This window comes from Bradyrhizobium sp. CCBAU 45389, from assembly GCF_028128625.1.
Taxonomy (GTDB): domain Bacteria; phylum Pseudomonadota; class Alphaproteobacteria; order Rhizobiales; family Xanthobacteraceae; genus Bradyrhizobium; species Bradyrhizobium liaoningense_B.
Genome location: NZ_LBIY01000090.1, coordinates 170,281 through 181,177 on the forward strand (window position 1 = coordinate 170,281; position 10,897 = coordinate 181,177).

General features: G+C 57.9%; 9 protein-coding genes and 1 pseudogene. 1 reads left to right on the forward strand and 9 read right to left on the reverse strand.

The features are described 5' to 3' along the window. Position 1: 1 nt before the first annotated feature. The 6 genes and pseudogenes from nifE to ald all read right to left on the reverse strand — a co-directional run bounded on the left by nifE (position 2) and on the right by ald (position 8,102). Positions 2-1,648 (reverse strand): nitrogenase iron-molybdenum cofactor biosynthesis protein NifE, encoded by a 1,647-nt coding sequence (gene nifE, locus XH79_RS20860; RefSeq protein WP_271526548.1) that lies wholly within the window; start codon positions 1,646-1,648, stop codon positions 2-4. Positions 1,649-1,742: 94 nt separating this feature from the next. After that, positions 1,743-3,299, reverse strand: a complete 1,557-nt coding sequence (gene nifK / locus XH79_RS20865; RefSeq protein ID WP_271526549.1) for a nitrogenase molybdenum-iron protein subunit beta — start codon at positions 3,297-3,299, stop codon at positions 1,743-1,745. 66 nt (positions 3,300-3,365) lie between these two features. Beyond that, positions 3,366-4,868 (reverse strand): nitrogenase molybdenum-iron protein alpha chain, encoded by a 1,503-nt coding sequence (gene nifD, locus XH79_RS20870; protein ID WP_271526550.1) that lies wholly within the window; start codon positions 4,866-4,868, stop codon positions 3,366-3,368. A 400-nt stretch (positions 4,869-5,268) separates the two neighbouring features. Then, a pseudogene (locus XH79_RS43325) lies at positions 5,269-5,976 on the reverse strand (aminotransferase class V-fold PLP-dependent enzyme); the annotation flags it as partial. Between the two features lie 309 nt (positions 5,977-6,285). Then, positions 6,286-6,591 carry a 4Fe-4S binding protein gene (locus XH79_RS20880; protein WP_271526551.1) on the reverse strand — a complete coding sequence of 102 codons (306 nt, stop codon included), beginning with the start codon at positions 6,589-6,591 and terminating at the stop codon, positions 6,286-6,288. Positions 6,592-6,989: 398 nt separating this feature from the next. Next, on the reverse strand, positions 6,990-8,102 hold the full coding sequence (gene ald / locus XH79_RS20885; RefSeq protein ID WP_271526552.1) for an alanine dehydrogenase: 1,113 nt from the start codon (positions 8,100-8,102) through the stop codon (positions 6,990-6,992). Between the two features lie 70 nt (positions 8,103-8,172). Between ald and XH79_RS20890 the strand changes: the two genes are divergently transcribed. Beyond that, complete coding sequence (locus XH79_RS20890; RefSeq protein ID WP_271526553.1) at positions 8,173-8,409, forward strand: hypothetical protein; 237 nt, start codon at positions 8,173-8,175, stop codon at positions 8,407-8,409. Between the two features lie 69 nt (positions 8,410-8,478). Here the strand turns inward: XH79_RS20890 and hypE are convergent, their stop codons facing one another. From hypE to XH79_RS20905, 3 genes are read right to left on the reverse strand one after another with little or no spacing between them, the layout of a single operon-like run. After that, positions 8,479-9,525 (reverse strand): hydrogenase expression/formation protein HypE, encoded by a 1,047-nt coding sequence (hypE, locus tag XH79_RS20895; RefSeq protein ID WP_271526554.1) that lies wholly within the window; start codon positions 9,523-9,525, stop codon positions 8,479-8,481. Next, positions 9,522-10,664 (reverse strand): hydrogenase formation protein HypD, encoded by a 1,143-nt coding sequence (gene hypD / locus XH79_RS20900; protein ID WP_271526555.1) that lies wholly within the window; start codon positions 10,662-10,664, stop codon positions 9,522-9,524. Before hypD ends, hypE begins: the two co-directional genes overlap by 4 nt. Beyond that, positions 10,661-10,897: a HypC/HybG/HupF family hydrogenase formation chaperone gene (locus XH79_RS20905; protein ID WP_128947974.1), complete on the reverse strand. Its 237-nt coding sequence runs from the start codon at positions 10,895-10,897 to the stop codon at positions 10,661-10,663. The genes hypD and XH79_RS20905 overlap by 4 nt, the downstream gene beginning before the upstream one ends.

The window sequence follows — 10,897 nt, forward strand, 5'->3', positions numbered from 1 at the left end:
CCTACTCTGCGGCCTGTCGCATGTCAGACGGCTCGGACACAAACATACCTTCGATGCGACTTCGACAGCAGCCACCGCCCGCATTTGTATGCTCTCGGACCGCTGCGACGCTCCTCAAGCCGTGCACGTAAATTGCATCCTCAATCGTTCCCAGATCAACGCTCTTACACACGCAGATCTTCCTCGCGCGGCGCGCGGTTTCGGCCGGCGCCGGATCGCAGGCGATTGCGGCCATCGGCGATTGCATCTGCTCCCTCGCCTTGGCCAATGCCTCCCATGGCGCTGGTCGACGTAGCTGCTCCCACATCGGACTGGAGAGTGACTTATCGATCTCCTCCACCAGCTTAACCATTCCGACATAGCCCATATAGGCGTGGCAACGCTCCTGGTTGATATCAAGCCACGGCACCGCCGCCTTCAGCGCGACAAACTGCGACTTGCCGCCTGATAGCATGATGTCCGCTTTTGCGTCCTTCAACATCTTGTACATTTCGCGCGCGGTCATGTCCTCGATCATGTGGGCATCCTGCCCCATGAGCTCCTTGATGCGCTCCTTGTCTTCCCTGGTCGATTTCTTCACGCTAGTTCCGATCAACTCCAGCCCGGCTTCCTGGAGTGCCGCAACGACCGACCATGACTTGACGCCGCCCGTCACCAACAAGGCCTTTTTGCCTTCGAATCGCGGCTTGTACGGCTCGATGGCAGCCCACGCCCGCGCTTCCTCGCGCGCGATCACCGCTTCGGTGCGCCCGAGCAGATCTGTCGGGGCGCCGCGTTCAACCAATAAGCGGGCGAGCTGGCGTAGCGATTCGCTTGAATCCTGAATACCGTAGAACGATCCCTCGAAGAACGGGATCCCGTAGCGTTGCTCCATCTTGCGTGCCACGTTGATCATGGACTTTGAGCACACCAACATCGCCGCCCGCGCGCGATGAGATGAAGCGGCTTCGCGATATTTACCATCGCCGGAGATGCAGCAGTGAATTCGCACTCCCAGCTCGTCTAGCAATGGCTTCACTTGCCAGAGCTCTCCCGAAAGGTTGTATTCTCCGATCAGATTGATGTCGTACGGAGTGGTGTAGTCCGGTTCTCTCGTCCCGATCACATAGTCGAGCAAGGCCTCGCCGGCGAGCTTGTTACCGAGGTTCTTCGAACCGACGAAGCCCGGAGAATTGATCGGGATCACCGGCTTTGAGAATCTTTGAGATGCTGCCTTGCAGACTGCGTTGATGTCATCGCCGATCATCGCCGGGATGCAGGTTTGATAGACGAAGATGGCGGGCGGATCGTACTTGTCGATGATCTCCTTGATCGCTTTGCAGAGCCGCTTCTCGCCTCCGAAAACAATATCGGTTTCGCTCAAATCGGTTGTGAATGCGGTGCGCCACAGATCCGAGCCGGACGACGCCGCGCCGCGATTGTCCCAGGAATTACCTTCGCACGCGATCGGACCATGTACCAAGTGAGCGACATCGGTGAACGGCTGCAGCGCAACCTTGGCGCCATCGAAAGCACAGCCGCCGGCAGCGCTACCCGGCTGCAATTGTCTGGTGCAGCCGTTCCTGCGTTCGGCCCCCGACTTACTGCCATTCTTGGCGCAGCCCGGCTCGTCGAAGATATTCTGGACCGTGGCCGCTAGTGAACTCATCCTGTTTCCTCTCAAGGCAAATGAATCGCAAATTCCACCTTCACGTGCTCGTGCCATCGTCCTGTGCTTGGGCGATGGCACTTGTAATCGTTCATCAACGAATGATGTCGAAGCTGTAGTCCGTCTTGCCAAGAACGTTGGTCTTCTTGTCGATCTCGTCGAAGATCTTGTCCAGGATCTTCACCAATACATTCAGACCGCCCTGATAGCCCCATACGGGGGAGCGGTGATGGTGATGCCGATCAAAGATCGGAAAGCCAATGCGGATCAGTGGCGTTCCGGTATCACGCTCCAGGTACTTCCCGTAGGTGTTTCCAATCAGAAAATCGACCGGCTCGGTGAACAAGAGTGAGCGCATGTGCCAGAGGTCTCGACCCGGATAGACTTGGCAGCCCTGCCCAAATGGCGAGCTTGCAAGCAGCGCCTGCATTTTTTCCTGCCACGCTTTGTTGCCGTTGGTGGAAAGCACATGAATCGGTTCGGCGCCGAGTTCGAGCAGAAACGCAGCCAATCCATAGCAAAGATCCGGGTCGCCATAGATGGCGAACTTCTTGCCGTGAACATGAGCGCTGGAGTCGGCGATGGCATCAACCAGGCGACCACGTTCTCGCGCGAGTTGCTCGGGAATCTCCTTGCCGCTGATGCGTGACAGCGCGACGATAAAGTCATCCGTTGCAGATAAGCCCACCGGATAGTTGAAGGATACGATGTCCTGGCCGTGTTCCGCCACGAATGTCAGCGTTTTTTCCGTGCACCACTGCTGCATGGAAATAGTCGCCTTGGCGTGAATCGCGTTCGCCGCATCCTCCAGCGTCGTACCACCTTCATACATCCGGAATTCGCCGTCTGTCGGGGTATCGAACACTTCAGAATTGTCGGCGAGAACCGTGTGGTCGATGCCCATCAATTCTAAGATGCGCTTGATCTCTCGAAGGTTCCCGACGGTATAGCCATCGAACCCACCAATGATGTTGATCGCCCCATTCGGTTTGCGCTCCAGCTTCGGAGCTGTTCCGGCCTTTCCGTCCCAAAAATGCTCCAGAATGCCCTTGAGCGCATTGTCATAACCAGTGACGTGGCTGCCCACGAACGCCGGCGTGTGAGCGAACGGCACGTCGAAGTCCGCCGGAACCGAGCCCTTTTCTTTCGACGTCTTGATGAAGGCGTTGAGGTCGTCTCCGATCACCTCTGCCATGCAGGTTGTGGAAACCGCAATCATCTTGGGCTTGTACATGTTGTAGCTGTTCGCGAGCCCGTCGGTCATGTTGTTCAGACCGCCGAATACGGCAGCGTCTTCCGTCATTGATGAAGAGACACAGGAGCTAGGCTCCTTGAAGTGCCGCGACAAATGACTGCGGTAGTAGGCCACACAGCCTTGCGAGCCGTGGACAAAGGGCAACGTGCGCTCAAACCCAACAGAGGCGAATACGGCGCCAAGCGGCTGGCAAGCCTTGGCCGGATTTACCGCTAGCGCCTCCCGCGCAAAGTTCTTTTCGCGATACTCGGCGGTTTTCGTCCATTCCTTGATACGTTCGACCTCGGCAGGATCGCGAGGATTCTCGAATATCTTCTTCTTGGCCAGCATCTGCTGGTATTCTGGATCGCGGAACAGTTCGACATGATCGAGCACGTGTTCAGCACTCTGCGCCATTGGTGAAATCCTTCACTATCGAGATTTGTATCGCCCCGGCTTTCCCAGAGAGCGAGATGAATTGCTTTACTCTGCAGCCTGGAGCTTGGCGTTCGAAGCTTCCTTCCAGGGAGCCTTCGTTTTCTTCCAAACCGGCGAGTTGACGGCCATGTCCATGTCGCGCGCAAAGATCGCAAAGCCGTCATAACCGTGATATGGACCCGAGTAGTCCCACGAATGCATCTGCCGGAACGGCACACCCATCTTTTGGAAAACGTACTTTTCCTTGATGCCCGAGCCGACAAGGTCAGGCTGGAGCTTCTCGACGAAGCGCTCGAACTCATAGCCATTGACGTCATCATAGATGAGCGTGCTGTCCTTCACGTAGTGCTGAGCTGTGCGCTGATAGTCGTCGTTGTGACCGAACTCGTATCCGGTGCCAATTACTTCCATCCCCAGGTCCTCATATGCGCCAATAACATGGCGCGGACGGAGCCCGCCGACGTACAGCATCACCGTCTTGCCCTCCAGGCGCGGGCGATATTTAGCGATCACCGCGTTCACGAGCGGCTCGTACTTCTCGATCACCCGCTCGGCGCCTTCCTTGATCTTGTCGTCGAAATAACCCGCAATCCTGCGCAGCGACTCTGCGATCTTTGAAGGTCCGAAGAAATTGTACTCGCACCAGGGGATACCGAACTTTTCTTCCATGTGGCGGGAGATGTAGTTCATTGAGCGATAGCAATGCAGAATGTTGAGCTTTGCCTTCGGCGTTGCTTCGAGCTCTGCCAGCGAGCCGTCGCCGGACCACTGCGCGATCACGCGCAGGCCCATCTCCTCCAGCAGAATTCTTGATGACCACGCATCGCCGCCGATATTGTAGTCTCCGATGATCGCAACATCGTACGGCGTCGGCTCGAACTTTGGTTTGCCGTCGCCCTCGAGGTGGCCGAAAATCCAATCGCGCACCGCATCGTTAGCGATGTGATGGCCTAATGACTGCGACACGCCCCGGAAGCCCTCACAACGGACCGGCACGATGGTTTTGCCGCCATATTCCTTGGATTTCGCTCTTGACACGGCCTCAATATCGTCGCCGATCAGCCCTATCGGGCATTCCGATTGGATTGTGATGCCGTTGTTAAGTGGAAACAGCTCTTGGATTTCATCAAGGATTTTGTCCAGTTTTTTGTCTCCGCCGAATACGATATCCTTTTCCTGGAAGTCGGAGGTGAACTGCAGAGTCACGAAGCTATCGATGCCCGTCGTGCCGACGTAATAGTTGCGTCGCGAGCCCCACGAATACTGACCGCAGCCGACCGGGCCATGGCTGATATGAACCATGTCCTTGATTGGTCCCCAGACCACTCCCTTTGACCCTGCATAGGCGCAGCCTCTGATCGTCATCACGCCAGGTATGGATTTGATGTTGGACTTCACCCCGCAGTCTGACTTGCCGGCTTGGTGGACGTTGAGGTGCTTGGCACGCCGTTTCGCGGTTTTTTCCGGATAGACCTTAAGCACCTCCTCGATCAGCTCTTTGTTGCGAGCCCTGATTTCTGCGATGCTCTGGGTCGTGGCGAGACTCATCTGATATCCTTCAAAGGTTAGCTGTTGCGAGGGCGGCTTCTTGACCCAAGTTTTGCAACCAGCATGCCAGCGTCTGGTCAGCACAAAAAACCGAACAATCAAAGTTGCTTAGCGTGCCTCGTGCGGGAAAAGATGTGTTGTTGCGAATCCGACATCGCGCTTTGCGCAGAGAACTCTTCGTTTGGGCCTGTTCGAAATGGAACAAGGTGGGCTGTGCGTGAAAACCTGCGCAGCTCTCGAGCGTATCCGGCACCGCAGTACTCTGGGATCGAAGGCGGAAGGCGGCTGCAACGCCGGCTGACCGACACAGGCTTGCCAATGCTATCTATGCTTGCTGAGACCTACAGGTGCTCGCCTGCTGCAATGCTGATGAGGTGCGCGATCGCATCCTCCCAGAGATCTATGGCCTCGCCGCGTGAACGTCGTAGGCTCGCCCAGAGCAGCTGCCCCGCTCGATCAGGGCACGCACGAGCACATCGATCTCTCCGTGTGCATTGTAAAGTCCAATGGACCCACGGCACGTCGCCAGCACGCCGAATTGGTTGAGCAGCGGCATCGCACAGTGCGCCGCCCCGCTACACCGGCGCGGTCCATGAAGGTGGAAGCCAGCCTCTCCTGCGCGGAAGCGATTGCCTGCGGATCTGCAATGTAATCGATAGCCGCGCTTAAAGCGATGGCTTCGGCGATCGGCGGCGTACGAGCTTCGAACCGGCGTGGCGGATCGCCATAAATGGCACCGCAACGCGAAAACCTCGCGGATCATGTCCCCACGGCCATTAAAGGGCGTCATCGATGCCGGATGCGCAGACTTGCCGTAAGCACACCAATCCCATCGGACCGCACTGTTTGTGGCCGGTCATGACGTAGAAATCGCAATCGATATCGCAGACTTCGGCGGTCGGATGGACGTATCCTTGCCAGCCGTCGACCAGCACCGGATACCGCGGGCATGCGCATCCCCACCGCGTCTTTCACCGGCAACACGGCGCAGAGCACACGACATTTGTGTGATCGCAACCATCGTGGTGCGCGGGCTCAGGAGTCGCTCAACATCATCGAGCAAGAAATTGCCGTCACCGACCGCCGGGGCCCATTTGATCACTGCGCCAGGAAGCATCGACCAACGTGGAAGAACTCATACGCCTAACAGACAAATATCCACCTGACGACAGCGAGCGGAGCTTGGGTTCGCGGGAGAACCTTAATAAGTTCGCGTTTGCCTTCTTTAAGGACTGGCGGAAATCTACGATTGCTTCTCAATCCTCGAACGGACCGATCATCGAAGCGGCGGCAATCCGAGCGGATTGCGCAAGCCACCGCGAACTCGGGCCAGCGACTGAGTAAAACAGGAGATGGATTGAAAGGGCGGCGGCTGTCGAGTATCCTCGTAAATTCGTGCGGGAGCTCCTCTCATCGGCTACCCCACCTTTGCCGGCACGCATGTATCGGGCACCGGGCAAACGACGGCACATTGCGGTGCGTCAAAATGGCCCTCACATTGGGTACACTGGGACGCATTGATCACATATATGTCGTTCTTCAGGCTGATCGCCGCATTGGGACACTCGAACTCACACGCACCGCAGACGGTGCACTGGGATGCGATTATCTTGTAGGCCATCACTGCGATTCCGTAAGCAAAAGTGCGGGACGGTTTCTTGCTATCAAGTCTTGTGCCAGACAGTTTGAGCTTGGTTCGTCTGCAGTATTTTCCATAACGCAAGTCGCCGCCTCGACACGGTGTCGCAAATCCTACAAGGGGCCTGACAGCAGCGCATAGCGGGAGTCATCGCCGGTCCGCGCCTCACAGGCAGTCGGAAAGCCCGCGGCGATCGCTCCAGATAAAGTCGCTCCGGAAATGCGCGTCCTCCTGGGACCCCCGGGACGCATTCTCAATTGCCTTGGATTATCCGGCAACAGCGGCATTCATAGGCGCTGTATGAGTGAAAGTACATTGTCTTCCCATCGTGCGGGCGACTAAAGCCAGGCGTTCGTCTGGTGATCCTCCGCTTCGCCCCACGCTAGAAAAATGCCGGCGTCAGCAGATCGATGGAGCCAAAAAAAAGCCACCCCGAAGGGTGGCCTAAGTCCGGGAGGAAACGCCCATGAGGGCCTCTGGGATCAGGCCGCAGCCTGTTCGATCGGTGAGAAGGGCAGCCCGAGGCTCTCGGCCACCGCTTTGTAAGTTAGCCGGCCCCGATGGACGTTGAGGCCCGCCCGCAGATGTGGATTTTCGAGTACGGCGGAAAAACCGTTGTTGGCCAGAGCCAGACCAAACGGCAGGGTCGCGTTATTCAGTGCCTGGCTCGAGGTCAGCGGTACGGCACCGGGCATATTGGCTACGCAATAATGAATGACTCCATCCACTTCGTAAGTTGGATCAGCGTGAGTGGTTGGGTGCGACGTCTCAAAGCACCCGCCCTGATCGATAGCGACGTCCACGAGTACCGCCCTCTTGCGCATCGAGCTCAGCATGCTCCGGCGAACCAACTTCGGGGCGCTCGCACCTGGGACGAGCACCGCACCAATCACCACGTCCGCCGCAAATACCTCTTCCTCCACCGACTCGATGGTCGAAAACCTGGTGCGAACGCGTCCTTCGAATAGCTCGTCCAGCTCACGGAGGCGGATTATCGAACGATCGATGATGGTCACTTCTGCTCCCAGACCGACCGCCATGCGCGCCGCGTGCGTACCGACGACGCCACCTCCAATCACGACGATTCGAGCAGGCTGAACGCCGGGCACCCCACCGATCAGCAGCCCTCGCCCGCCTGTACTCCGCTTTAGAGCGCTACCCGCCGCTTCGATCGCAAGCCGACCCGCGACCTCGCTCATCGGCGCCAGCAGTGGAAGACCACCATGCGCATCAGTTACGGTCTCATAGGCGATCGCGGTGCATCCAGATTTCAAGAGGGCGGTAGCCTGATCCGGGTCCGGGGCCAGATGCAAATAAGTGAATAGGATGTGATCCTCGCGCAGCTGGGACCATTCGGCCGGCTGAGGCTCCTTAACCTTTACGATCATCTCGCTCGATGCGAATACCTCAGCCGCCGAAGTTAGAATCGTTGCGCCAGCATTGCGATAATCGTCATCGGTTGCACCAATGCCAGCGCCGGCATCAGTCTCGATCATCACGCGGTGGCCCGCTGCCACGTATTCTCGGGCAGCTCCAGGGGTAAGGCCGACGCGATATTCGTGCGCCTTGATTTCCTTCGGAACTCCGACCTTCATTTGAAACTCCCTGCCTGATCCGCCCTTCTTATCTGAAGCGTGCAGCGATATCGCGACGCAGCCCACCAAGATGGCGCAGGAATTCAGCGATATTTTACAGGCTTCGCAGGATTTCAAACCGACGGGGTGCCCAGATCGTGCGATCCTGTTTCGCGCGATACCGATGAATCGTTCCGAATTGCAGTCTCGCCCCGCAGAAAAGCTAACAACCGATCCAGCCTCGCCGAACTTCTCAGGCCGCAAAGACGGCAATTTGCCAATGGGCAGGATTGCCTATCAAGCGAAGCCTTGTGGAGCTGGTGGCTAATCACCATCGATAGGAGCTAATCACCATTGATAGTAAATGGCCGCCAAAAAAGGACGTTGCGCAGCCTGTTCAACAGATCCGAGGCAATTGTTCGCCCCACAGCCAGTCGACGATTCGTCGGCCGCCGAAATCGGTCGTCATCTGAACAAATTTGTGATCGTCAGCCACCGCCTCGCCAATATCAGCCGCATTGGACCCGAGCGGGTGCGCCTTCATGGCTGCAAGAACGGCATCGGCCGAATCAGGCGCCACGATCGCAACGAGCTTGCCTTCGTTGGCGACATGGATCGGATCGAGTCCAAAGAGTTCGCAGCTAGCCGCAACAGCGGGCTTCACCGGAATGGTTGATTCCCGCAGATGAAACCCGAGGTCGGATTGCTGCGCAATCTCGTTGAGAGCAGCAGCGAGCCCACCGCGCGTGGGGTCGCGCATCACCCGGATGCCTCCCCCACCTGCGGCAAGCATGGCCGCTACGAGATTATGCAACGCTGCTGAGTCCGAGACGATTTCGGTTTGAAAAGCGACGTTCTGACGTTTTGACATGATCGCCACCCCATGATCGCCGAGGCTACCTGACAGCAGCACACGATCCCCGACCCTTGCCTTGTCGGCGGAGAGATCGAGCCCCCCGGCCACAAGCCCGATCCCGGCCGTAGAGATGAACAGACCATCCGCCTTGCCCCGCTCTACGACCTTGGTGTCCCCGGCAATGATGTAAACGCCGGCCCCTCGCGCCGCCGCGCCCATCGAATCCGCAATCGCCTTGAGATCGGAAAACCGGAAGCCCTCCTCGATGATGAAGCTGGCTGACAAATAGAGTGGACGTGCGCCGGACATCGCGACATCATTGATCGTGCCGTGCACAGCCAAGGACCCGATATTGCCGCCGGGAAAGAACAGTGGCGAAACCACATAGCCGTCAGTCGTCATCACCATCCTGCCTCCCGAAACATCAAACGCCGACTGATCATTGCACCGGGCGAGCCATTCATTACCGAAGGCCTGGTGAAAAAGGCCGGAGATCAGCTGTGCCATGGCACGGCCTCCAGAGCCGTGGGCAAGTTCAACGCGTCCGTTCTCCAGGTCGAGGTTGCGTTGATCGGCTTTCACGCTCATGACGTCTGCCTCATCTGCTCATCACGAACTCGGCCATAGGTCCAATACGCCGCACAAGCCCCTTCTGATGACACCATGCAGGCCCCTATGGGCGTTTCCGGCGTGCACGCATTTCCAAACAACTTGCAATCGACCGGCCGTTTGGCGCCACGCAGGATCGCGCAGCACTCACAGGCCGGATTGTCTGCGACACGCATGTCGTGGATCGCAAAACGCGTCTCCGCGTCGAACTTTGCGTAAGACCGCTTAAGCTTCAGTCCGCTGTTGGGTACAAGTCCAAGCCCACGCCATTCAAACTGCTCACGCAGTTCGAATACCTGCGACACCTCCTCCTTGGCGCGCCGATTGCCATCGCGTGTCACTGCACGGCTGTATTGGTTTTCTACCTCGTAGCGGTCTTGGTTCACCTGCCGCACCAGCATCAGGATAGCCTGCAGCACGTCGAGTGGTTCAAATCCGGCGACCACGATCGGCTTCTCGAACTGTTCCGCCAGGGGCTCGTAAGGCCGCGTACCGATAATGGTGCTGACATGTGCAGGCCCGATGAAGCCGTCAATGGGGACGCCACCTGTGTTGCGGATCTTCGGGTTCTCGAGAATGCTGTGCATCGCCGAGGGTGTAAGCACGTGATTGCAGAACACGCTAAGGCCCTCCAACCGTTTGTTCTCGGCAATGCGAATCATGACCGCCGACGGGGGTGTCGTGGTCTCAAATCCGATGGCAAAGAAAACCACTTCACGGCCCGGCGTCTGTTCGGCCAGCCGGATAGCGTCGAGGGTCGAGTAGACCATCCGAATGTCGGCCCCGAGCGCTTTAGCTCGCAACAGGGACTGTCCTTGCGACCCGGGCGCGCGCATCAGGTCGCCGTAGACGCACAGAGTGACCTCTGGTCGCTCGGCGAGCCGGATCGCCATGTCGATACGGCTCGCCGGCAGAACGCAGACGGGACAACCGGGCCCGTGGATCATCCGGACGTTCGCGGGCAGCAGATCCTCCAAACCGTAGCGGGAGATGGCATGAGTGTGTCCACCGCAAAATTCCATGAACCGGTAGGCTCTTTGTGAACTGACCGCAGCGTCAATCGCACGCGCAAGTCCGTGCGCGGTGGTCTTGTCGCGAAATTCGTCAAAATATTTCACGATCGGCATTCCTGCGCTGCGCTGCCTAGCTCCTGCAGGAGCTCTAGCGTGCGCTTGGCTTCTGTCGGATCGATCTTAGCGAGCGCATAGCCGACATGGACTAGGACGCAATCGCCGACCTCAAGCTCGTCGATGAGGGCAATCGATATCTCCAGGCTGATGCCATCGATGGACACGAGGGCCATTTGGTTGGGAAGAATCTTGGCGATCTTTGCCGGAACCGAAAGACACAT